The organism is Clostridium autoethanogenum DSM 10061 (assembly GCF_001484725.1).
Classification (GTDB): domain Bacteria; phylum Bacillota; class Clostridia; order Clostridiales; family Clostridiaceae; genus Clostridium_B; species Clostridium_B ljungdahlii.
The window spans coordinates 3,501,431-3,526,413 of record NZ_CP012395.1; the positions used below are offsets into that span (position 1 = coordinate 3,501,431).

Consider the following 24,983-nt stretch of genomic DNA (forward strand, 5'->3'; position numbering starts at 1 on the left):
CGTGGGGGGAAAACATATGCCTTGTTTAGTGGGAATAGATGTTGGAACGACAAATTGTAAGGCAGTAGCTTATGATATAGATGGGTCTATAAAAGCTATTGCAAAGCATAAAACGGTTACTTATTATTTGGAAGATAATTGGACTGAATTTGATCCTGGACAATTATGGGAGTCAGTTCAAACGATATTAAAGGACCTTTCTAACCAATTAAAAGGTGAAAGTATTGATGGGATTGCAATTGCTAGTATGGGGGCTGCTGGTGTACTTTTAGATGAAAACGATAACTGGATTCATCGTTCAATAACCTGGTTTGATACACGAACTAAACAAATAGCTGATTGGTGGAGAAAAACACTTGGGGATGAGAAAGTATATTCTATTACGGGTTTTGTTCCAAATCCTATGGCTGGAATAACTAAAATACAGTGGATTAAAAATAAAATGCCTGAAAAATTTAATAAGGTAAAACACTGGTTGTCTATGCAGGATTATATTGCATATCGACTTACAGGAAAAGCTGGAGTAGATTATTCAATAGCTTGTCGTACAATGGCAATGGATTTAAAAAATAAATGTTGGTCAAAGGAAATTCTTAATCATGCTAACATTCCTGTTGATATATGTTCAAATTTAAAGAGATCTGGGGAATTAGTAGGAAGAGTAAGCAATAAATCATCTTTACTGACAGGGATTAAAGAAGGAACTCCTGTATATGCAGGAGGAATGGATTATGTATGTGGCGCATTTGCTTCTGGCTTATGCGAAAGTGGTGAAGTACTGAGTGCAGTTGGAACAAGTGAGCAAATCCTGATGGTAACCGATGAGCCTGCTAATGATATAAAGAATATTAAAACAAATTTTACATGTGTCAATTATGTAGTAAATGATAAATATTATATTGGAGGACAAGTTATTTCATCAGGTGTAATTTTAGACTGGTTCTGTAATGAAATAGGTAAAAAGAACGTTTCAGAGTTGGTTTCTGAAGCTGAAAAATCACCTATAGGTGCACATGGAGTTATGATGCTTCCACATTTTCGTGGAAAGTATGTACCAGGGGCAGATCCACTTTCTAAAGGCGCATTTCTTGGATTAACCACATCACATACACGCGGTGATGTAGTGAGAGCTATTTTGGAAGGACTTTGTTATGAATCTACTGTTATAATAGAAAATTTGCAAGAAGTAACTAATAAAGAAATAAGTTGTGTGCACGTAGTAGGAGGTGCTGTAAATTCACCTTTCTGGATGCAGCTAAAAGCTGATATATTAGGTAAAACTATTATTTGTCTAGATGTACCAGAAGAAGTTACACTAGGTGCAGCTATGATTGCTGGTATAGGTAGTGGAGTGTATAGTAGCCCATCTGATGCAATACAGAAAACCCGTAAAAATGAGACAGTATATAAACCAGATGCGGAATGCCATGAAAAATATCATATGCTTATGAATGAAATTTATAAGCACATTTATCCTGCTTTAAAGGAAACAAATTATAGAATAAATCGTATTTCAGAAATACTTAATAAAGAATGCTTAATGAAAGATGCTTAATCAGTAAAAAATAAAGGAATAGGGGAGGAATAGAAAATGAAATTTTTAGTTGTAGGAGATCCTATGTTATCTTCAAAAACATTGAGTGGTGCTGTACATGATATTTTTGGCAGTGATACAGAGGTAAAGGAAGTAGATTGGAAGCCAGCAAGCGACGATGAGTTCTGGTATTTGAGAAGCCAAGTAGAAAAACTTGGACCAAGTGCAGGAAAACCGCCTAAGGAATTAGACGAAGCAGTTAAGGATGTAGATGTAATTATTACTCATCATACACCTATAAGTGAAAAATTGATAAATGCAAGTAATGCATCTTATATAGGTGTTTGCAGGGGCGGAGTTGAAAACGTAGATGTTAAAGCAGCAAAGGCAAAGGGTATCAAGGTAATGAGAACTATGGGACGTAATGCACAAGCTGTTTCTGATTTTACTATAGCTCTTATGTTGGCACAACTTCGTAATGTAGCAAAAGGCCATGAAGCACTTATTAAAGGAGAATGGAAGAAGAAATATGCTAATTCAAGTTTTATGGGCGATATGGCCGATAAGACAATAGGATTAGTTGGATTTGGTTATATTGGAAAACTAGTTGCCCAAAAATTATCGGGATTTGATGTGAGTATCGTTGTTTACGATCCTTTTGTAAAAGAAGATCTATTAGAAAAATATAATGTAAAAGCAGTTTCATTGGAAGAGTTATGCAAGCAATCAGATATAATTAGTGTTCATGCAAGACTTAGCGAGGAAACTAAAGGACTTATTGGTGAAAAGGAACTTTCATTAATGAAATCTACTGCATATTTAATTAATACAGCCCGAGCAGGTTTAATTGATGAGGCTGCATTAATTGATGCATTGCAGCAGCATAAGATTGGTGGAGCAGCACTTGATGTATTTTGGACTGAACCATTACAAAAAGACCATCCATTACACAAATTGGAGAATGTAACAATTACACCACACCTTGCTGGTGCAACAAATGATACTTTTAACAAGACTCCATACTTGTTATTAAGAGAATTTAAAAAATATTTAGAAACCCATGAAGAATCAAGCTGGTTGGTTAAATAAGAAGTAATTTTTATAGATATGGAATTAATTTAGTGATAATGAATTTTGGAGGGAACTTAATGGATGTTGGATTGATTGGACTTGGAAAGATGGGGTATAATCTTGCATTAAATATGAAGGAGCATGGGCATGATGTTACTGCATATGATTGTAATGAACAAAATGTCAAAGAAGCTGAAAAGGATGGATTAGCTGGTGCATATAGTGTTGAAGAATTGGTTTCCAAGCTTAAAGGAAGAAAAGTTGTTTGGCTTATGGTACCCGCAGGAAAACCAGTGGATACTTTAATAGATGATCTTTTGCCTCTCCTTAATAAACATGACATAATAATTGATGGAGGTAACTCTCATTATAAAGATACCTTGAGAAGATATGAAAAGATTAAGTTAAAAGAAATAGATTTTGTAGATGTTGGAACAAGTGGAGGTATTGAAGGCGCAAGGTATGGTGCATGTACAATGATAGGTGCACAAGATGAGGTTTTTGAGTATATTGAGCCGTTAATCAAAGATATAAGTGTAGAAAATGGCTATTTGCATACAGGTGAAAATGGATCGGGACATTTTGTAAAAATGGTTCATAATGGGATAGAATATGGAATGCTTGAAGCAATTGGAGAGGGATTTGAAGTTCTTGAAAAAAGTCAGTTCAACTTTGATTTTAAAGAGATAGCTCGAGTATGGAATTATGGATCAGTTATTCGCGGTTGGCTTATGCAGTTAATGGAAGATGCATTCAAAAATGATCCGAAACTTAGTTCAATAAAAGGAATAATTCATTCTAATGGTGAGGGACTGTGGACAGTACAGGAGGCATTGGAGCTCAAGGTTTCTGCACCGGTTATAACTGAGTCCTTATTCACAAGATTTCGTTCAGAAGAAGATGATACATTTACAGGTAAAGTAATAGCTGCACTGAGAAATGAATTTGGTGGACATGATGTAGAAAAAGAATAGTTTGAATTTAATTATTATAAATTAAGGGCTATCTATATGATTTTTAAAATAGCCCTTAATTTATTAGGGCTTATCTTATTGTAGAGTATTTAAAGCTACATGCTTTAAATCTTTCTAAGAGCATTTCTAATTGTATTTATCGTTTTTTGTATATTTGAAAATATATTATTAAATTTGCTACATAGAAATATAAATTTAGCAAACAAGAAAAAAATTTTTTACAAAAATGTTTTTTTATATTGAAAAAAAATATATGAATGATATACTGTTTATAAAAGAAATATTCTTCATGTATTTTATATGTAAACGTATATTTAAAGTGATTATGAAAAAAATTTTTTTAAGGAGGATGATCTATGTTTTAAATCAAGTTATTGAATTAAGGATCAAAGACAACATTGTATAGACAAGCATTATATATTTAAAAATTGCGTAAACGGTTTAAAAGAAAAATATTATGCAAAAGGGGAGTTGAATTATGCCTTTATTAATAGTTGCCTTAGGAATATTATTATTGCTAATTCTTATGATGAAATTTAAAGTAAATGCAATCATTTCATTGATAGTTGTTTCAATTGCTGTTGGTATAATGGAAGGAATGCCTTTACCAACGGTAGCTACTTCAATTGAGAAGGGAGTTGGATCTACATTAGGTAGTCTTGCATTATTACTGGGATTTGGTGCTATACTTGGAAAACTCATGACTGATTGTGGTGGAGCACAAAGAATAGCAATGACACTTATAAATAAGTTTGGCAAGAAAAGAATACAAGCTGCTGTTGTATTAACTGGTTTTATAGTTGGTCTTGCAATGTTTTATGAAGTTGGTTTCGTTTTGCTGATACCATTGGTATTTACTGTAGCATTAGAAGCTGATCTTCCTGTTCTTTATGTAGGAATTCCTATGGCAATAGCACTTTCTGTTACTCATGGATTTTTACCGCCGCATCCTGGACCAACAGCTATAGCTAGTGTTTACAAGGCAGATCTGGGTAAGACTCTTATATATGGTATTATTGTGGCAATACCAACAGTAATAATTGCCGGTCCTCTTTTTACGAAGTTTATAAAATGTGATAAAAAAGTAAGCGATTTGCCAAAAGGTTTGTTTACTGCAAAGATATTTAAAGAAGAGGACATGCCTGGTTTTGGAATAAGTGTATTTACAGCTTTAACTCCAGTAATTTTCATGGCATTGAATGCTATTGTAAAGCTTACTTCACTTAAAGATACTGTTTTTGCTAAATTTACTGGTTTTATTGGAGAACCAACAATTGCACTTTTATTGTCAGTATTAATTGCAATATATACTTTTGGTTTAGCTAGGGGCAGGAAGATAACTGATATTATGAAAACTTCCGAGGAATCAGTAAAGACTATAGCTGTAATAATGTTTGTAATAGCAGGTGGTGGAGCATTTAAACAGATACTAATAGATAGTGGTGTAGCTGGTTATATAAAGGTTTTAATGAGTGGAAGTACTATTTCACCAATACTTATGGCATGGCTCATAGCTGTTGTAATAAGGCTTGCAGTAGGATCAGCTACGGTTGCTGGAATGACTGCAGCAGGAATGGTATTACCGATTATAACAGCAACACATGCAAGCCCTGAACTTATGGTTCTTGCAACTGGAGCAGGAAGCTTGTTTTGCTCACACTTGAATGATGCTGGATTCTGGATGGTTAAGGAATACTTTGGGTTAACGGTTCCTGAGACTTTGAAAACGTGGTCAGTAGCGGAAACAATCCTTTCGGTTTGTGGTTTGATAGGTGTTTTACTATTAAATATGGTTGTCGGATAAAATAGGACAATCCGTAGAATTCTAGAAATAGATAATTCTTATGTTTATTCCAATGATTCTTATTTAATTTAAAGATAGGTTATATCAATTAGAATCGGTTTAAAATATCATATTTAATTCAGTAAGATATAGAATTTTATAAAATTAAGAAGGTGTAGTAACTTGAGTGAAAGGGTTTATTTGGGAATCGATATTGGAACTAGTGGGATAAGATCAAATGTATTTGATATAAAAGGTAATCAAATAGGTTTTGATTATAAAGAATATCCGACTATTTGTACTGAACGAGGAATGTTAGAACTCGATCCTGATGTTGTATTTAAATCACTTATAGAAGTAGTTAAGAATTCTATTGATAAATGCAATTTATCATTTAATGATATAAGATCTATTGGTATGAGTTCTCAGATGCACAGCTTTCTTGCAGTAGATAGAAATGGAAATAATCTTACAAACGTTATTACATGGGGTGATACAAGGTCTATAGATGAAGCAAGATTTATAGAAAAAAATTATGATTGCAATAAATTGTACAGAAAAACTGGCTGCAGGGTACAACATCCAATGTATCCTCTGAGCAATATACTATGGGTTAAAAATAAAATGCCGCAAGTTTTTAAAAATACTTATAAATTTGTCACTATCAAAGAATATATTATTTTTAAACTGAGTGGTAAATTTGTAATTGATGTTACGGATGCTTCAGCAATGGGTTGTCTGAATATAAATAATTTTCAGTGGGATGAATATATTTTAAAAAATATATTGCAAATAGATTCAGATAGATTTGGTGAAGTCAAGGAATGCACCTATGTAGTGCCAGGCATTAAAAGTGAATATGCACGGCAAATGGGAATAAAAATTGATACGCCGTTAGTAATAGGATCAGGCGATGGAATAATGGCAAATATAGGATGCGGGGGCTTTGATGATACATCAATGTCATGTACAATTGGCACCAGTGGAGCTTTGAGGATTGCTGTAAATAAACCACTTTTTGATGAAGAACAGAGGACGTGGTGTTACTGTTTTACTAAAGATACATGGGTAGCCGGTGGAGCAATAAATAATGGAGGAATAGTTCTCAAGTATTTTAGAAACCAATTTAGACAGCAGTTTGAAAAAGAAGCTTCTGAAGCTAAATATGATAATATTTATCACCTTTTTGATTACTATGCTTCACAGATAGATCCTGGGAGCAATGGATTGACCTTTTTACCATTTATAACAGGAGAGAGAGCACCTGGTTGGAATGCAGATGCAACTGGGTCATTAGTTGGATTAAGGTTTATGCATGATAAAAGACATATTATAAGAGCATCTATGGAAGGCGTTATTTATAATATGTATTCAATATACAGGATGATAGAAAAAATTGATGGTAATGTCCAGCAGATAATTGCAAATGGCGGATATGCAAATTCAGATATATGGTTGCAAATTCAGGCGGATATTTTTAATAAAGAAATAGCAGTTGCAGGAATAACAGAAGCTTCTGTTTTTGGAGCAGCGTATACCGGAATGGTGGCTGTGGGAGACATAAAAAGTTTGAAGGATCCCATACCTAAGATGAAACCTGTTAAAGTGATAAAACCAAATAGTAAAAATGTTGAAGTCTACAAGGATATGTATAAAAGATTTTTAAATTACTATACAGCTATTTTGGGAAAACAATTATTTTAATTGTGTAAGTATTGGAAAAGAGGTAGTAAATATGGGAAAGATATTAATTACGCCAAGGTCATTTGGTAAGCATAGTAAGAAGCCTTTTGAATTACTTAAGCAAAGAGGATTTGAACTTGTTGTAAATCCATATGGGAGAATTTTGACTCAAGATGAAATGATTAAAGAAGTTGCGGATGTAGATGGGATTATTATAGGAGTAGATCCATTAAATGCTGAAGTTTTAAAACATGCAAAAAAATTGAAAGTAATATCAAAATATGGTGTTGGAACTGATAATATTGATCTTAATTATGCAAAAAACAACAATATAACTATAACTATAACAAAAGGAGCAAATTCAGATGCAGTTGCTGATTATGCATTTGCACTTATGATTTCAGTTGCAAGAAAAATTGTAACGATAGACAGAGGCTGCAGAAAACTTGATTGGAGTAAAGTTACAAGTATTGGCATGTATGGAAAAACACTTGGATTAATTGGACTTGGAAATATAGGTAAAGGAGTCGCAAAGAGAGCTAAGGGTTTTGACATGAAAGTTTTAGCTTATGACGTGTACAAAGATATGAATTTTGCTTCTAGAAATAATGTACAGTACGTAACTATTGAAAAAATATTAAAGGAAGCTGATTTTATTAGTATTCATCTTCCACTTACTAAAGAAACCAAATATATAATTGGAGAAAAAGAGTTAAACATGATGAAAGAAAATGCGGTGATAGTAAATACTGCGAGAGGTGGATTAATAGATGAAAATGCACTATATGATGCATTGAAAAATAATAGAATTTGGGGTGCAGGTATAGATGTTTTTGAACAGGAGCCACCTAAAAATAAAGAACTACTTGATTTGAACAATATAGTTGTAGGTTCACATTGTGCAGCATCAACCTTTGAGGCAGTTGACAATATGGGAATTATGGCAGCAAACAATATTATTGAAAATATAAAATAAAGATTATAAAGGGGAATTAGACAATGAATAGGGTTAGGACAATAATGAAACTGGCGCAGCAAGGAGTTGTAGCAGTAATAAGAGCAGATTCGAAAGAACAGGGACTCAAAATAGTTGATGCTGTAAAAAAAGGTGGCATCAAGATGCTTGAAATTACAATGACTGTGCCGGGTGCAATAGACATAATAAAAGAACTTGCTGAGCATTATAAAAATGAAGATGTAGTGATAGGTGCTGGAACCGTACTTGATGCAGAAACTGCAAGGGCTTGTATACTTGCAGGAGCAAAATATATAGTTAGTCCAAGCTTTAATGCAGATGTTATTAAGTTATGCAATAGATATCGTATTTTAGTAATGCCTGGTGCCATGACTGTAAAAGAGGCAGTTGAAGGTTTGGAAGCAGGAGCGGAAATAATAAAGATCTTTCCGGGAAGTGTTTTCGGACCTCAAATAATTAAAGCTTTTAAAGGACCTATTCCACAGGGTAATTTCATGCCTACAGGTGGAGTGAATTTAGGTAATGTAAAGGAATGGATAAAATCAGGAGCTATAGCTGTAGGAACGGGTGGAGATTTGACAAAAGGCGCTAAAACAGGTGACTATGAATTGGTAACTGAAACTGCAAAGAAATTTGTACAGGCAGTGAAAGAAGCAAAGGAAGGCAAATAGAATAATAATTTCCTATAATAAATTATAGGTATTTATCACCCCTAACATATTTATTTTGTAAATATGTTAGGGGTGTTGCTGACAGTACATGTTAAGACATAAATCGACTTTTAATAAATATAATTTACAATAATAGTTAATAATTATATATAAATGATTCGGGGTGTTGATGTCTTATGCAAAAAAATTACTTAAAAATTTTTTCAGCAATATCAGTTATATTACTAATTGTATTGTTGATTCGCATGATTATCTTTGATTTTAATTTGTGTAATATAATTATTGCATTTTTTGTTTTGGTTCTGTACTTTATCAGTTTCATTAAATTACATCGTATTGCTAAATCTCTAAAGAATGTCTGTAAACAAGTTTCAAATATAAAAGGAGGAGATTTGACGGTTGCGATTGAGTCCAGGTCAAATGATGAGCTGGGTATGATAGGAAATTCAATTAATATTATGCTTGAAAATTTACGTAACCTGTTGAGTTTGATCAACGATGAGGCAGAAGAAATGTCTAAAAAAAGTGTGGAATTTGCATCAGTATCTGATGAAACAAACCGTGGCATAAAAGTAATTTCAGCCACAATATCTGAAATTGCTGCAGGGTCTCAAGAAACTGGTGGGATGGCAGTTGAAGCTGCAAATAAGAATAGTCAAGTTTTTGAACTGGCCGAGAATACTGCAGAAGAGTCGAAAAAAGTACTTGAAAGTACGCGAAATGTTCTTCAATCGGCAAAAGAAGGACAAATGTTAATTGAAAAATCAGTATCAGTAATAAATGATATATCCAGTGTTACCGACAATAATACAAAACTTGGTAATGAATTAAAAGGTAAATCAACTGAGGTAAGTGGAATTGTTGATCTAATAAATAGCATTTCAGATCAAACTAATTTGTTGGCGTTAAATGCTGCGATTGAGGCAGCAAGAGCGGGAGAACACGGCAAGGGATTTGCAGTTGTAGCTGAGGAAGTTCGCCAATTATCCAATCAGTCACAGCAGGCAGCAAAAAGAATAAATAAAATAATAGAAGGCATGCTTTTAGATACGTCACAAGTAGTTAAGGCATTTGAAATTATGAGTAAAAGTACTGTCTCGGGTGTAGATACTATAAATAAAGCAAAGTGTAATTTTGAAAGTATTATAAGCAGCATTGAAAAATCAAGGGAAAAACTACAGCAAGTGGTTACTCATGCGAATAATCAATCAAAAGCTACCAATGATTTGATGTCTACAGTGCATAATGTAGCTGCTATTGCGGAAGAATCTTCAGCTTCCACGCAAACTGTATCTGAAAATAGTGAACAAATTTCTAAATCAGTCGCTTCAATAGCTGGAAATGCAAAGAAACTTTCAAATATGGCCGGCAATTTGGAGCAGGCACTTTTCAAATTTAAGTTTTCAAATGTGAGAACTCTCAGAGTCGGCTTTGAAATGACGAACAATTCTATATGTTATGCCGGTATGGAGAGATTTGGACAGGAACTGGAAAAACATACCAATGGCCGGTATAAACTTAAGATTTACCATAGTGCACAACTTGGAACAGGTATGGATATGATAGAGATGTTAGGTAAAGGTACTCTTGAAATGACATATCCGTCGTTTTCAACATTGGCTTGCTTTGACAAGAGATTTATGATATTTGATTTTCCTTTTATATTCAAAAATGAGCATATAGCAGACAAAGTACTTAATGGTACTTTTGCAAGAAAGTTATTAGATATGCTTGAGGAGTATGGATTTTATGGACTTGCATTTGCTGAAAATGGTTTCAGGGATACTACCAATTCTGTACGTCCCATAACAAAGTTAGAAGATATTAAAGGTTTAAGAATCAGGACAATGGAAAATGATTTGCATATTGATACATGGAAGTATTTAGGTGCAGAACCTGTACCACTTCCTTATGCAAAATTATATAATGCAATGCGTAAAAAGGAAATAGATGGACAAGAGAATCCTGTTACGGCAATTTACGGTGATAGATTTGACGAGGTTCAAAAATACTTGACATTGACCCATCATGTATATTCACCATTTGTACTTATGTATTCAAAAAAATTGTGGGATACGGTTCCGGAAAACGACAAAAAAATCATTATAGAATGTGCCAAAGAAGGAGCACTTTATACTACAGAGGTTAATAGAAAGAGAGTTGACAGATGTTTATCGGAGTTAAAATCCAGAGGAATGAAAGTTGATTCTATAAGTCGGGATGAAATGGTTAAAATTAAGGATGCTGTCAAACCTGTTGTTGATAAATACAAAAATGAAATCGGTAAAGAATTAGTAAAAGAGCTATTTGATGAGATTGAAAAAGCTGAAGGAATATAGAAAGTAGTTTCTATTAATTTTTAGATTATACTTAAACACTATATTAAAATATAGCCTTTAACTTTAAAGAAATTCTATAACTGGCAAATTCACATATGTTAGTGTGGTCAATATACTGTATTTTTGATATAATATTATATGGAAACATATGTAAAAGGACTATAATGTAAATAACATATTATATTGGGGGAGATGTTGGTGACAGTACCTATAATCATGACGGATGCATCCTGTGATTTGCCAGGAAGTTTTATGGAAAAAAATAATATACCATTTTTGGGGTTGATGTGTCACTTTAAAAGCAAAGATTATGAGGATGATTTTGGTAAATCCTTAAGCTATGAGGAATTTTATAAGGGCCTTGAAAATGGAGAAATGCCATATACATCACAGATAAATGAATACAGGTTTACTGAAAAATTTAGAGAATTGCTGAAACAGAAAAGACCTATCATATACATAGGAATGTCATCTGGAATAAGTGGAACTTTTAACAGCTCAAAACTAGCAAAGGATGCAATTTTAAGCGAATTTGAAGATGCAGATATAACATTGATAGATAGTAAAGGTTCTTCTATTGGACTTGGAATTTTAGTATACTATGCTTGTAAAATGGCACAGCAAGGTTTAAGTAAAGATGAGATTGTAAATTGGGTAAACAATAATAGGCTAAAGATGAATTATTGGTTTGTGGTAGAGGATTTAAAGCATTTAAAGAGAGGTGGCAGAATATCTTCATCTAAAGCTGTTATAGGTACTCTTTTGGATGTAAAGCCTATTATATATATTGAAAATCAAGGAGAACTTAAAAATGTAACCAATGTTAGGGGAAGAAAAAAAGCTATAAAATACCTGGTAGAAAGATTTAGAGAAAGAGCCTTAGATGATAAAAATCAGGTTATAGGTATATCTCATGGAAATTGTATAGAAGACGCCAAGCTTTTAAAAAATATAATAGAGAGAGAATTTCCAAATAATAAATTTATCATAAACACGTTGGGTATGGGTATGGCTACTCACTGCGGCAGCGGAATGCTTTCACTTTGTTTTTTGGGAAATAAAAGATGATTGTATTGATTAAATGAATATGGTAAATATAAGAAATTACTACTGTATTTAAATTCAGTAGTAATTTTTTTTTGCAAAACATATTGAAATTTTATAAATTAACTGTTATTATATCAATAACGTTTAATTTATCACTACATCGAATTAAAGCGATACTGTAATAAAATAAGGAAGTGATACTTGTGACTAATTGGAAAAAATATATACCTGAGGGAACAAAGGATATTTTGTTTAATGAATGTGCGGAAAAAGTGAAGATAGAAAATATATTAAAAAAAATCTATATACAAAGTGGATTTATGGAAGTAAAGTCACCAACATTAGAATTCTATGATGTGTTTAATGGGGAAAATGCAACTTTACCGCAGGAAAAAATATATAAATTGATTGATAACCAGGGAAGAATTTTAGCTTTGAGGGCAGATATGACTACCCCTATTGCTAGAATCGCAGGTACAAAATTGAAGGAAGTAGTTCATCCTCTAAGACTTTGTTATACTTCCAATGTGTATAGAGTCAGCGAAAGTTTAAATGGAAAAAATAGTGAGATAACTCAATCTGGTATTGAAATAATAGGCATAGAAGGTATCGGAGGAGACGCTGAAGTTATAGTAACAGGAATAAAGGCACTTTTAAGCTGTGGACTTGAGAATTTTAAAATAGAACTTGGACATGCAGAATTATTTAAAGCACTAGTAGATGGTGTAAATTTGGATTATGAAGAAAGAGAGAAACTTAGAAAGAGTATAAATAATAAAAATTTTACTGCTTTAAATAACATACTTCTTGAAAACAAAGATAAATTTGAAGAAAGCTCTTTAAAGTCTTTGGAAGAACTTCCTAAGTTATTTGGAGGGATGGAGGTAATTGAAAGAGCCTCTCATCTTATGGAAGATAACAAGAGAGCATTGAAGGCTTTAGAAAGTATAAAAAAGGTGTATGAGATTGTAAAAAGTATTGGTTTTGAAAAATATCTAGCTCTTGATTTAGGAATGGTACACAACATAGATTATTATACTGGCATAATATTTAGAGGTTATACTCATGGATTTGGAGGAAATATATTAAGTGGAGGAAGATATGACAATTTGATAGCTCAATTTGGAGATAGTCAGCCTGCTACAGGATTTGCCATGGATGTAGATGGAATAATCACTTCACTTGAAGAAAATGGACAGTTGTGTTGTGAAAAAAATACTAAGGTTCTTGTATATTATGGGGGAGAAAGTTTTGGAAAAGCTTATGAAAAGGCTGAAAGCTTAAGAAATCAGGGTATAGTTACAGAGTTAAGTCCTTTTAGAGATGAAAGTGAAGCAAGAAAATATGCAGAGAAAAAAAATATGGAATTCACAAAAATATAGGAGCGTAGAATTGATATGTCAAATATGAAGAGGGTAAAAATAGCTTTAACTAAGGGCAGAATTGAAAAAGAAGCTGTAAATATATTTCAAAAGTCAGGTATAGATTGTAGTGAAGTTATAAATAAAGGAAGAAAGCTTATATTTCACAATGAAGAAGACAATATAGATTTTGTGCTTGTGAAGGCTCCTGATGTACTTACTTATGTAGAACATGGAGTAGTTGATGTTGGCATAGTTGGAAAAGATACTTTACTGGAACAAAATAAAGATTTTTATGAGGTACTGGATTTGGGTTTTGGAAAGTGTAAATTTTCTGTAGCAGGACCTAAAAATTCTAATTTTTATTCCGGGTATAATAGAAAAAAGATTGCTACAAAATATCCCAACGTAGCTAGAAATTATTTTAGAAAATTGGGACAGGATGTGGAAATTATAAAAATAGAAGGTTCTGTGGAATTGGCTCCTATACTGGGACTAGCAGACGCCATAGTTGATATAGTGGAAACTGGAACTACTTTAAAGGAAAACGGACTGGTGGTTTATGAAAATATATGTGACATAAGTGCCAGAATGGTAGTAAATGTAGCTAGTATGAAGATGAAGAAAAATGAAATAGAGAACATAATAAATAGAATTCAAATGCAGATAAGGGTAGGAGACATATTGACAAATTAGGAGGAAAATTCATGGAAGATAAAATTGTAAAGACAGTATATTTAGATACGGAAGAAGGAAGCAAATATTTAAAAAATTTTAGAAATATAGAAGAGAGTATACAGGAAGATGTAACTTTAAAAGTTTCTAAAATACTTGAAGATATAAAGAAAAATGGAGATGAGGCTCTTCTAAAATATACAAATTTATTTGATAGTAAAGAAGTTACTAAAAGCAATATAAAAGTGACACAAGAAGAAATAAAAAAGGCTTATGAGTTTGTAGAAGATGAGTTTATAGATGCATTAAAAACTGCAGCGGAAAACATAAAATTTTTCCATGAAAAGCAGAAGAAAACCTCCTGGATAATTACAAAAGAAGAAGGAGTAGTACTTGGACAGCAAATTAGAGCACTGGAGAATGTAGGAATATATGTACCAGGGGGAACAGCTGCATATCCATCCTCAGTTTTAATGAATGCAATTCCTGCAAAAGTAGCAGGGGTTAAAAATTTGCAAATGGTAACTCCACCTTCAGAAGATGGAAGTATAAATCCTAATATTTTAGTAGCTGCTGATATAGCTGGAGTAGATGAAATATATAAGGCGGGAGGAGCACAAGCTGTAGGAGCGCTGGCTTTTGGAACAGAAAGTATTTCTAAAGTGGATAAAATAGTGGGACCTGGGAATATATTTGTAGCTATGGCAAAAAAGAGCGTATATGGCCAGGTAGATATAGATATGATAGCAGGGCCAAGTGAAATACTTATAATTGCAGATGAGAGGGCAAAAGCAAAATATGTGGCAGCAGACTTGATGTCACAAGCAGAACATGATGTACTTGCATCTGCAGTACTTGTTACAACTTCGAAAGAATTGGTAGTAGAAGTGAAACTGGAACTTGAAAGACAAGTACAATCTTTGGAAAGAAAGGATATAATACTAAAATCTCTGAAAGATCGCGGAGCCATAATTATAGTAGACAGCATAGAAGAAGGCATAGATGTGGCAAACGAAATAGCTCCAGAACATCTGGAATTATGTGTTGAGGATCCTTTTTCTATACTTGGAGATATAAAAAATGCAGGTTCCATATTTATGGGTGATTTTGCACCGGAACCTCTTGGGGATTATATGGCAGGACCAAATCATATACTTCCGACAAGCGGAACAGCTAGGTTTTTTTCTCCACTTTCTGTAGATGATTTTATAAAAAAATCAAGTTTTACTCGTTATTCCAGGAAGGCTCTTTCAAAAATAGGAGACAAAATTATAAAGTTAGCAGAAACAGAAGGGCTTACAGCTCATGCAAATTCAATAAAAGTTAGAACTAAATAGTAAATATTTCATTAAAAGAAGGTGTTTTGTTTGAGGAGAGGGGAACTTTCTAGAAAGACCTATGAAACTGATGTGAAGGTAAAAATAAATTTAGATGGTAGTGGAAAGTACAATATAGATACGGGAATAGGCTTTTTTAATCATATGTTGTGCATGATAGCAAAACATGGGATGACAGATCTTGATATAGCTGCAAAAGGTGATCTTGATGTGGACTTTCATCATACCATGGAGGATATAGGAATTGTCATGGGGAAATGTATAAAAGATTCCTTGGGAGATAAAAAAAATATAAAAAGATATGGAACATTTTTTATACCAATGGATGAGAGTCTTTCGATGGTATCTATAGATTTGAGTGGCAGACCTTATTTAGTATTTGATGCTGATTTTAAAACTGAAAAGGTAGGAGAAATGGATACGGAATTGGTAGAAGAATTTTTTAGGGCAGTTGCTTTTAATGCAGAAATGACACTTCATATAAAAGTAATCTACGGAAAAAATACACACCATATGATAGAAGGAATATTTAAGGCATTTGGTCATGCACTTAAAGAGGCAGTATGTATAGATAGAAGTATAAATGGAATAATGTCTACGAAAGGAACTATATAAATAGTTAAAAATTAGGAATTAATAATTAATAGTGAGTAGAAAGTTGATGGAGATTTTTCTTCACTATGTTACGAAAATTATCCATAATTGTGCATTGTGCATTGAAGAAAGGGGTGTGTAAAATTGATTTCCATTGTAGATTATGGTATGGGAAATTTAAAGAGTGTTCAAAAAGCACTTAAATATATAGGAACAGATAGTAAAATAACTTCAGATCAGCGTGAAATAGAAAAAAGTGAAGCAATTATACTTCCTGGGGTAGGTGCATTTCCCGAGGCTATGAAGAATTTGAAAAAGAGAAATTTAGATAAAGTGCTAAAAAAGGAAGCAGGAAGAGGAAAGCCTTTTATGGGAATATGCCTTGGAATGCAGCTTTTATTTGACATAGGAGAAGAAATAGAAGAGTGTGAAGGATTAGGTCTGATACCAGGAAAAATAACAAAGTTATATGGGGATATAAAGATACCACATATGGGGTGGAATAATTTAGTAATAGATAAACAGTGTAAAATTTTAGAGGATGTACCTAAAAATAGCTATGTATACTTTGTGCATTCATTTTATGGAGAATTAAAATTTAAAGAAAATTTAAATGCCTATAGCACTTATGGAGAAATAAATATACCAGCTGTTGTAAGTAAAGATAATGTTTATGGAGCTCAGTTCCATCCAGAAAAAAGTGGTGACGTAGGTATTGAAATGCTCAAAAATTTTGTAAAGATAACAGCTTAATTGGATAATTTAAGGGGGCTTTTATATGTTGATACTTCCAGCGATAGATTTAAGAAATGGAAAATGTGTTAGATTGTATCAAGGAAAATTTGAAAAATCGGAGATAGTAGGAGAAGACCCGGTAAAGGTAGCACTGAGCTTTAAAAAAAGCGGTGCAGAGTATATTCATATGGTGGATTTAGATGGGGCACTTGATGGAAAAATAAAAAATATAGAAGTCATATCAAAGGTAATAGACGCCATTAAGATTCCAGTAGAACTTGGTGGAGGTATAAGAGATATAAAAACCATAGATATGCTTATAGAAATAGGAATATCAAGAGTAATACTTGGAACTGCAGCTTTAAAAAATCCTGATTTTGCAAAAGAAGCACTAAAAAAATATGGAGAAAAAATAGCAGTGGGAATAGATGCAAAAAATAAGAAAGTTGCAGTAAATGGATGGCTTAATGTAAGCAGTGTCCATTACATAGATTTTGCAAAACGAATGGAGGACATAGGAGTCAAAACTATCATTTTTACAGACATAAGTAAAGACGGAACGCTAAAGGGACCTAATTTAGATCAACTCTTTAAAATTCAAAACAGTGTAAGCTGCAGGATAATAGCTTCTGGCGGAATAAAAAATATAGACGATTTGAAGGATATAAGTAAAATGGATATTTACGGTGCTATTACAGGCAAAGCTATATATTCTGGAAACATAGATTTAAAAGAAGCCATAGAAATTTGCAAATAAAAAATTACAGTAGAAGGTGGAATGAATCATGAGTAAGTATTGGAGCGAAATCACAAAAAGTGTAGAACCTTATGTGTGTGGTGAACAGCCTAAGGATAAAAAATATGTTAAATTGAATACAAATGAAAGTCCTTATCCACCGTCCCCTAAGGTAATTAAGGCAATAAAAAATGCTGCAGATGAAGACTTGAGGTTGTACCCAGATCCAGATTGCGATGAGTTAAGGGACGTTATTTCCAAATATTATGGCTTAAATAAAAATCAAATTTTTATAGGAAATGGATCTGATGAAGTTCTGGCTATGTCTTTTCTAACTTTTTTTAATAAGGATGAAACTATAATTTTTCCGGATATAAGTTACAGTTTTTATCCTGTTTATGCTAATTTATATAATCTAAATTATAAGCTTGCAAAATTAAATGAAGATTTTTCAATTCCATTTAAGGAGTTTCTAACTGAAAACGGAGGAATAGTAATTCCCAATCCAAATGCACCTACAGGAAGATGTCTTGAAACCAAAAAAATTGAAGAAATTTTAAAATATAATCAAAATAAAGTAGTCATAATTGATGAAGCTTATGTGGATTTTGGAGGAAACTCTGTAGTAGGTCTTATAAAAAACTATGCTAATCTTTTGGTAGTACAGACATTATCTAAATCACGTTCTTTAGCTGGAATTCGTGTGGGATTTGCACTTGGACAAGAAGAACTTATAAATGGACTGAATAGAATAAAAAATTCATTCAATTCCTATACTGTAGACAGGGTTTCAAATGCAGCAGCAATAGCAGCTTTTGAAGACCAGGATTATTTTGAAAAATGTGTTAGTAAAGTAATAAATACCAGAGAAACAACTGTAAATAAATTAGAAAAAATGGACTTTAATATCATACCTTCAAAATCCAATTTCATTTTTATAAGCCATGCCAAATATCCTGCAAAAGAACTTTTTATAAAGTTAAGGGAAAAAGGAGTTCTTGTAAGATATTTTAACAAGGATAGAATAGACAATTACTTAAGGGTAAGTATAGGATCAGATGAAGATATGAAATTCTTTATAGATAAAATTAAAGAAATAATAGATGAGATAGAGAGGAGCTAAGATTTTGCTTACAAAAAGAATAGTTCCATGTTTAGATGTGAATATGGGAAAGGTTGTTAAAGGAATAAACTTTGTTGACCTACAAGATGTAGGAGATCCTGTTGAAATAGCTGAACATTACAATAGACAGGGAGCAGATGAAATAGTATTTCTGGATATTACAGCTACTCATGAAAAGAGAAAAACCATAATTAATTTAGTAGAAAGAACTGCAGAAAAAGTGTTCATACCGCTTACAGTAGGCGGTGGAATATCTCAGATAGATGATTTTAAAAACATACTTAGGGCAGGTGCAGATAAAATATCAATAAATTCTTCTGCTATAAGGAATCCTAACTTAATATATGAGGCAGCAGACAAATTTGGATCACAATGTGTAGTAGTTGCAGTGGATGCTAAAAAAAGGGATTCAGGAGATGGTTGGGATGTATTTGTAGAAGGCGGAAGAAAAAATACAGGAATAGATGCATTAAAGTGGATTAAAAAGGCAGAAAGCTTAGGTGCAGGTGAAATACTTTTAACTAGTATGGATGCAGATGGTACTAAAAATGGATATGATATAGAACTTACAAGAACTGTAACTAATCTGGTAAATATTCCAGTAATAGCTTCAGGAGGATGTGGGTCTTTAAATGACTTCTATGATGTATTTAATGATGCAGGAGCAGATGCAGCCCTTGCAGCCTCACTTTTTCACTATGGAGAGCTTACTGTAGGTGAAGTTAAACAATATTTAAAAACTAAGGATATACCGGTGAGGGTATAAAAATATGAACAAAGGTGAAAATATGGAAAGAGAAATTTTAAAGAACATAGATTTTGAAAAAGGGAAGGGACTTGTACCTACAATTGTTCAGGACTTTCAAAATGGAGAAGTACTTATGATGGCGTATATGAATGAGGAGTCGTTAAAAAGAACGCTGGAAACAGGAAAGACCTGGTTCTTTAGTAGATCTCGAAATGAGCTTTGGAACAAGGGAGCTACATCAGGTCATTATCAAAATGTAAAAAGTATAAGTGTGGACTGCGATTATGATACAATTTTAATAAAAGTTGAGCAAATAGGAGCAGCTTGTCACACAGGAAACAGGAGCTGTTTTTATAGAAAATTATATTAAATTGAAGGGGGAATATTTTATGGAATTTCAAAGTATATTAGAGGAATTAAGTAAAGTTATAGAGGAGAGAAAGTCAGATCCTATAGAAGGTTCTTATACAAGTTACCTATTTAAAGAAGGAATAGATAAGATATTAAAAAAAGTAGGGGAAGAAAGTGCAGAAGTTATAATTGCAAGCAAAAACAATGATAAAAAAGAGGAAGTTTATGAGATATGTGATTTGATATATCACCTTTTAGTTTTAATGTCAAATCAAAATATAACTTTAGATGATTTATCACAAGAACTTGGTAAAAGAAGACAGAAAATATGTAATAAAAAACCTGAAAGAAAAATTATAGAAGGAATACACTAATATAGAGATTCTAAACTAAAAATCAACGTATACTGCGAATATTTTTACGCATACATTGATTTTTAAGTTAGAAAATTTATCAGATGGGATACCTATTGTAAAACTTAAACTAAGTAAGATTTATTGATAAAAGTAAGCTGTGTTTGAATATAAAGAGTGCAGTTTACTTTTTTTCATTAGAAGGTAAATGCTAAGTAATCTTATAATTTAAGAAATTTTTAAGAATTTAATTAACAAATATTAAGAAATTTTTCCTATAATAATAAGTATAGAATGTTATATAATAATTTTAGAAAGTTAGGCATTTAAATTTGAGAGTTGGTGTTGTATTGAAGCGTTTAAAATTGAATTTACTACCATTGAGTTTGCTACTAATCATACCTGCAATAAATGTGTCTTATGGTTTGCTAAATAATACAATTAGAGGATGTCATAGTTTAGTTACTAGTTTGGATATGGCCATTCCATTTATAAAAGAATTTATAATTGCATATTGGATGTGGTTTCCATTTATGTTTGTATCACTAGTATATTTGTGTTTTAATTATAGGAATAGTTATTATAAATGCGTAATAACTATGGTTATAGGTATGATTACATGTTATATAATCTATTTTTTCTTTCAGACCATGGTGCCAAGGCCTGTTGTTAGTGGAAATGATATTTTTTCTCGTGCTGTAAGGTTTACCTATAGCTGGGATAAGCCTTTTAATTGTTTCCCCAGTATACATGTGCTTGCAAGTTATATAATAATGATGGCATCAAGAAAATTGGATAAAAAACCTTTTATAAAATTTGCTATGAATTTTATAGGCATATCTGTAATAGTATCTACCCAATTTGTAAAACAGCATGTGATTTTAGATATGATCTTTGCTATACTATTGGCAGAGATAATCTATAGGTTTGTTGCTGGTTTCATTTTGGAAAGGGGACTAATATGGAAAAAGAAATTGTGTTGGTGGTTGACGATGAAAAAGAAATTAGAGACTTAGTTGAGATATATTTAGTAAATGAAGGATACAAAGTATTGAAAGCTTCTGATGGTTTAGAAGCTTTACAGATTTCAAATGATAATGAAGTTGATTTAGTAATTTTAGATATAATGATGCCTAAAATGGATGGAATTGAAGTTTGTATGAGAATGAGAAAAAGTAAAAATATGCCTATAATAATGTTGTCAGCTAAAAGTCAAGATTTAGACAAAATATTAGGTCTTACTACTGGAGCCGATGATTATGTAGTAAAACCTTTTAATCCTCTGGAACTTGTAGCCAGAGTAAAATCTCAACTGAGAAGATATAAAAGGTTAAATGTACCTAAAAAAGTTGACCAGGAAGTAATTGAAGTAGATGACTTAATGATAAACACTAAAAATCACCAAGTAAAGGTTGGTAACAAGGATGTAAAACTCACTCCAAGAGAATTTGAAATTTTAGAACTTTTATCTTCAAATAGGGGTGTAGTGTTTAGTATTGAAAAGATCTATGAATCTGTATGGAAACAGGATTTTTTTGAATCTGATAACACTGTAATGGTACATATAAGAAAAATAAGAGAAAAGATAGAGGAAAATCCGAGAAGACCTCGTTTTATAAAGACCATTTGGGGGGTGGGATATAAAGTTGAAAAATGATTTTAGAATATCTTTAGAATCTAGCTTGAGTAAAATGAAAAACAGTATAAGGCTGGAGCTTATATTTGTATTTGCCCTCTGTTTTGTCACGTCTGCTGCACTTGGAAAAGTAGCAGGCGTTTTTTTACAAAATAGGAATATCACTGCTAGAATAGATTATAGTAAAGGTATAGATAGGATGTCCGTAAATGCCAACTTAATAGGTGATGAAATAAAGAGTAAAAGTATAAGTATAGACGATAAGAATAAAATACAAAAAATTATAGATAGTTGTAATGATACCTCAGATTTGGAAAAGATAATGATTACGGATTTAAATGGAAAAGTTTTGTACAAATCAAATAATGCAGATGAAACACAAATAGATGTATATACTACTATAAAGAATTCCATAAAAAATTCTCTTGAAATGATGAAAAATATTCAAAACATATATGCAACTAATAAAGGTAATGAAATAAGTAAAAATAGAGAATATATCAGTTTTTATCCTATAAATTTTATTGATGGAAAAGCCTATTTAGTCGTTAAAGGTATGCCCCAGTATGAAATAATTTATGAAAAAAGATACAATCCCATTCCTGGGACCATTGTATCTTTTATATCATTTCTAACAATGTTTTATTTTATAACTAATAAAAAAATGAAATACATAGAAAATATATCTTCTGGACTTATAGAAATATCAAGGGGAAATTTAGATTATAGAATAAAGAGTCAGGGGAGAGACGAACTGGCTTTACTATCAAATAATATAAATTTTATGGCAGAAGAGCTAAATAATAAAATGAAAGTTGAAAGGGAAGAGGAGAGAATAAAAAATGAGCTCATAACTAATGTATCTCATGATTTAAGGACACCGCTTACTTCTATTAAAGGGTATTTAGCTCTTATTAAAGATAAAAGATATGAGGATGAAACACAAATGAAACAATATATTAATATTGCTTACAATAAATCTGAAAAGTTAGAAGAATTAATAAATGACCTGTTTGAATACACTAAACTTACCAATAATGCAGTTAATTTAAATAGGCAAAGTATATCTTTAAATGGATTACTAGAACAACTTATGGAAGAATTGGTTCCGATTTGTGAAGAGACAGGGGTAACTATTACAAGAAGTTTTCCAAAGCAGAAATTTCTTGTTTATTTAGATCCGAATAAAACTGCAAGAGTGTTTGAAAATTTATTTATAAACGCTATAAGATATAGTATAAAACCGGGAGACGTAGAAGTTTTATTAAAAGAAGAAAAAGGCGATGCAGTAATCTCTATAAAAAACAAGTGTGAGCCTGTAAGTAAAGAAGAAGTTGATAAGTTATTTGATAGGTTTTATAGAGTGGATAAATCAAGATCTTCTAATACAGGAGGAAGTGGGCTTGGACTTGCTATTGCTAAAAGTATAGTGGAAATTCAAGGTGGAAAAATAAAGGCAGAATATTCTTCAGGTTATATGATATTTGATGTGATTTTTAATTTGGCAGATAGTAGGTCATAGAAACAATATTTTACACGAATTACATTCAAATTTTTATTCTAATGGATTATAATATAAATATGGCTTTTAAAGGAGGAATATAAATGGATAAAATCACCTTGTTAGATGAACTGGTAGAAGTATCTGCAAAACCTGTACTTCAGGCCAGAAATTATTGGCATGCTAGTGTGTACAATGTTTTAAAGGCAAAGAAGGATTCTATAAACGATGATAACAATTATTTTTTAGAATTAAAGGCTGATATTTTGAGTATAAAAAGGCTATGGAGAGAAGAATTAGATACTCTACATTCTTGGGGTAAAAAACAAGATATGCCTTCCACGTCGGAAATAAGTGAAACAATTTCAAATATGGAAAAGAAATGTGAGACAGAAGTATTAAATGGAAAAGTGGTTTTTAAAAATGGAGATGAACCAGATAAGGATGATTTACAATTTCTAGAGAGATATAGTTCCATAAAAAACATAAATGAAAGATTGACATGTATGGAAGAAGATTATTTGTATTGTCGTATAAGGGATTATATAGTATTAAATATATATCAATTTTTATCTGAGAATAGGGAATTTGCAATTAATATATTAAAGGATGACACTGATGAAGTTATAATAAGAATGTCGGACTTAATTTCAAAGTATGCAGATAGGGGAATGTATGCTGACATGGAGGAAGATTAATATTAATGTACTTAAATCTAGGGGCAGCAAAAGGTGTTTTCAAAGAAATAATTAGTCAGTATGTTAGTCTATTTTTATTATGCTGCGTTGGTAGATTTCTTTCAGATGCCTAATTAGGGGGAAAATTTTGATTGTAAGGGTAATAAACCAAGTAATAATTTTATCACTTATGATGCTTATAGGAGTCTTTGCAAAAAAGAAAAATATAATAACTGAAGAAGGAGAAAAAAGTCTATCGAGTTTTTTAGTTAATATCACTCTTCCATCACTTCTCATTACTTCTTTTAACTATAGGTATTCAGAAAAGATGATTGCTAATGCAGAAAGTATATTTTTGTATTCAATTATTATTCATATAGTAATTATATTGTTGAGTAAAGTTTGTGCTTATAAATATGAAGACAAAGTAAAGAAAGTAATGAGATTTATTATTATATTTTCTAACAGTGGATTTATGGGATATCCAGTATTAGAGGGACTTTTTGGTAAAGTGGGAGTTTTTTATGGAGCAATTTTTAATATACCTCTTAACATATTTATGTTTAGTGTAGGAATTGCCATATATGCAGGTAAAAATGATATTAAAAATATAAAAAATGTAATTTCTAATCCAGTTATAATTTCAACTATCGTTGGATTTTTAATGTTTGTATTTTCTATAAAACTTCCATATGTTGTAGATACTACATTGAGTAGTGTAGGTTCTATGACTACACCGCTTTCTATGATTATAGTAGGAACTATGCTGGCAGGAGTGAAACTCAAAGATATCTTTTCGGGATTCCAGGTATATTATACTTCATTTATGAGATTGATAATAGTGCCTCTAGTTACTGTTTTACTTTTAAAACTTGTGAAGGCGGACAGTTTTATGATTCAAATGTGTGCTGTGATTGAAGCAATGCCATCAGCTGTTATGGCTTCTGTGCTTGCACAGCAGTATGGAGCAGATAGTAAATTGGCAGCTAGAAGTGTTTTTATAACTACTATAATTTCAATGGTTACTATCCCTATTGTGGTTATATGTATACAATTTCTAACTAAAATTTGAAGGAGG

Annotated in this window: 24 protein-coding genes; all 24 read left to right on the forward strand. The window is 31.9% G+C overall.

Annotated features, from left to right (window positions below; all coding sequences use genetic code 11):
* Positions 1-16 precede the first annotated feature (16 nt).
* The 24 genes from CLAU_RS15895 (at position 17) to CLAU_RS16010 (ending at position 24,977) form a co-directional block, all read left to right on the forward strand.
* Positions 17-1,555: an FGGY-family carbohydrate kinase gene (locus CLAU_RS15895; protein WP_013237822.1), complete on the forward strand. Its 1,539-nt coding sequence runs from the start codon at positions 17-19 to the stop codon at positions 1,553-1,555.
* Positions 1,556-1,591: 36 nt separating this feature from the next.
* On the forward strand, positions 1,592-2,623 hold the full coding sequence (locus CLAU_RS15900; RefSeq protein ID WP_023163070.1) for a 2-hydroxyacid dehydrogenase: 1,032 nt from the start codon (positions 1,592-1,594) through the stop codon (positions 2,621-2,623).
* A gap of 59 nt (positions 2,624-2,682) precedes the next feature.
* Entirely contained in the window at positions 2,683-3,579 is an 897-nt protein-coding gene (gene gnd, locus CLAU_RS15905) for a phosphogluconate dehydrogenase (NAD(+)-dependent, decarboxylating) (protein ID WP_023163071.1), read from the forward strand.
* Between the two features lie 478 nt (positions 3,580-4,057).
* The gene (locus CLAU_RS15910) at positions 4,058-5,383 is read left to right on the forward strand and encodes a gluconate:H+ symporter (RefSeq protein WP_013237825.1); all 1,326 of its coding nucleotides are present in this window, start codon (positions 4,058-4,060) and stop codon (positions 5,381-5,383) included.
* A 162-nt stretch (positions 5,384-5,545) separates the two neighbouring features.
* Positions 5,546-7,066 carry a gluconokinase gene (locus CLAU_RS15915; RefSeq protein ID WP_013237826.1) on the forward strand — a complete coding sequence of 507 codons (1,521 nt, stop codon included), beginning with the start codon at positions 5,546-5,548 and terminating at the stop codon, positions 7,064-7,066.
* 31 nt (positions 7,067-7,097) lie between these two features.
* Positions 7,098-8,021 carry a phosphoglycerate dehydrogenase gene (locus tag CLAU_RS15920; protein ID WP_013237827.1) on the forward strand — a complete coding sequence of 308 codons (924 nt, stop codon included), beginning with the start codon at positions 7,098-7,100 and terminating at the stop codon, positions 8,019-8,021.
* 23 nt (positions 8,022-8,044) lie between these two features.
* Positions 8,045-8,692, forward strand: a complete 648-nt coding sequence (locus tag CLAU_RS15925; protein WP_023163072.1) for a bifunctional 4-hydroxy-2-oxoglutarate aldolase/2-dehydro-3-deoxy-phosphogluconate aldolase — start codon at positions 8,045-8,047, stop codon at positions 8,690-8,692.
* A gap of 176 nt (positions 8,693-8,868) precedes the next feature.
* On the forward strand, positions 8,869-11,031 hold the full coding sequence (locus CLAU_RS15930; protein WP_023163073.1) for a DctP family TRAP transporter solute-binding subunit: 2,163 nt from the start codon (positions 8,869-8,871) through the stop codon (positions 11,029-11,031).
* Between the two features lie 192 nt (positions 11,032-11,223).
* Entirely contained in the window at positions 11,224-12,099 is an 876-nt protein-coding gene (locus tag CLAU_RS15935) for a DegV family protein (protein WP_029702440.1), read from the forward strand.
* Between the two features lie 182 nt (positions 12,100-12,281).
* Positions 12,282-13,460 (forward strand): ATP phosphoribosyltransferase regulatory subunit, encoded by a 1,179-nt coding sequence (locus tag CLAU_RS15940; RefSeq protein WP_013237831.1) that lies wholly within the window; start codon positions 12,282-12,284, stop codon positions 13,458-13,460.
* A gap of 15 nt (positions 13,461-13,475) precedes the next feature.
* Positions 13,476-14,135 carry an ATP phosphoribosyltransferase gene (gene hisG, locus CLAU_RS15945; RefSeq protein WP_023163075.1) on the forward strand — a complete coding sequence of 220 codons (660 nt, stop codon included), beginning with the start codon at positions 13,476-13,478 and terminating at the stop codon, positions 14,133-14,135.
* 11 nt (positions 14,136-14,146) lie between these two features.
* The gene (gene hisD / locus CLAU_RS15950) at positions 14,147-15,451 is read left to right on the forward strand and encodes a histidinol dehydrogenase (RefSeq protein WP_013237833.1); all 1,305 of its coding nucleotides are present in this window, start codon (positions 14,147-14,149) and stop codon (positions 15,449-15,451) included.
* A 30-nt stretch (positions 15,452-15,481) separates the two neighbouring features.
* A complete protein-coding gene (gene hisB, locus CLAU_RS15955) occupies positions 15,482-16,066 on the forward strand; it encodes an imidazoleglycerol-phosphate dehydratase HisB (protein WP_023163076.1) in 585 nt (194 codons plus the stop codon).
* 123 nt (positions 16,067-16,189) lie between these two features.
* Complete coding sequence (hisH, locus tag CLAU_RS15960; RefSeq protein WP_013237835.1) at positions 16,190-16,798, forward strand: imidazole glycerol phosphate synthase subunit HisH; 609 nt, start codon at positions 16,190-16,192, stop codon at positions 16,796-16,798.
* Positions 16,799-16,823: 25 nt separating this feature from the next.
* Complete coding sequence (gene hisA / locus CLAU_RS15965) at positions 16,824-17,537, forward strand: 1-(5-phosphoribosyl)-5-[(5-phosphoribosylamino)methylideneamino]imidazole-4-carboxamide isomerase (protein WP_013237836.1); 714 nt, start codon at positions 16,824-16,826, stop codon at positions 17,535-17,537.
* A gap of 28 nt (positions 17,538-17,565) precedes the next feature.
* Positions 17,566-18,639, forward strand: a complete 1,074-nt coding sequence (gene hisC / locus CLAU_RS15970) for a histidinol-phosphate transaminase (RefSeq protein ID WP_013237837.1) — start codon at positions 17,566-17,568, stop codon at positions 18,637-18,639.
* A 4-nt stretch (positions 18,640-18,643) separates the two neighbouring features.
* Complete coding sequence (gene hisF, locus CLAU_RS15975) at positions 18,644-19,405, forward strand: imidazole glycerol phosphate synthase subunit HisF (RefSeq protein ID WP_013237838.1); 762 nt, start codon at positions 18,644-18,646, stop codon at positions 19,403-19,405.
* Positions 19,406-19,427: 22 nt separating this feature from the next.
* Positions 19,428-19,757 carry a phosphoribosyl-AMP cyclohydrolase gene (hisI, locus tag CLAU_RS15980; RefSeq protein WP_013237839.1) on the forward strand — a complete coding sequence of 110 codons (330 nt, stop codon included), beginning with the start codon at positions 19,428-19,430 and terminating at the stop codon, positions 19,755-19,757.
* A 19-nt stretch (positions 19,758-19,776) separates the two neighbouring features.
* On the forward strand, positions 19,777-20,112 hold the full coding sequence (hisE, locus tag CLAU_RS15985) for a phosphoribosyl-ATP diphosphatase (RefSeq protein WP_013237840.1): 336 nt from the start codon (positions 19,777-19,779) through the stop codon (positions 20,110-20,112).
* A 344-nt stretch (positions 20,113-20,456) separates the two neighbouring features.
* Positions 20,457-21,107, forward strand: a complete 651-nt coding sequence (locus CLAU_RS15990) for a phosphatase PAP2 family protein (protein ID WP_013237841.1) — start codon at positions 20,457-20,459, stop codon at positions 21,105-21,107.
* Positions 21,053-21,748, forward strand: a complete 696-nt coding sequence (locus CLAU_RS15995; protein ID WP_013237842.1) for a response regulator transcription factor — start codon at positions 21,053-21,055, stop codon at positions 21,746-21,748. Before CLAU_RS15990 ends, CLAU_RS15995 begins: the two co-directional genes overlap by 55 nt.
* Positions 21,738-23,249 (forward strand): sensor histidine kinase, encoded by a 1,512-nt coding sequence (locus tag CLAU_RS16000; protein WP_013237843.1) that lies wholly within the window; start codon positions 21,738-21,740, stop codon positions 23,247-23,249. The genes CLAU_RS15995 and CLAU_RS16000 overlap by 11 nt, the downstream gene beginning before the upstream one ends.
* Positions 23,250-23,332: 83 nt before the next feature.
* On the forward strand, positions 23,333-23,926 hold the full coding sequence (locus tag CLAU_RS16005; RefSeq protein WP_013237844.1) for a hypothetical protein: 594 nt from the start codon (positions 23,333-23,335) through the stop codon (positions 23,924-23,926).
* 127 nt (positions 23,927-24,053) lie between these two features.
* Positions 24,054-24,977, forward strand: a complete 924-nt coding sequence (locus tag CLAU_RS16010; RefSeq protein ID WP_023163079.1) for an AEC family transporter — start codon at positions 24,054-24,056, stop codon at positions 24,975-24,977.
* The last annotated feature ends 6 nt before the right edge of the window (positions 24,978-24,983 follow it).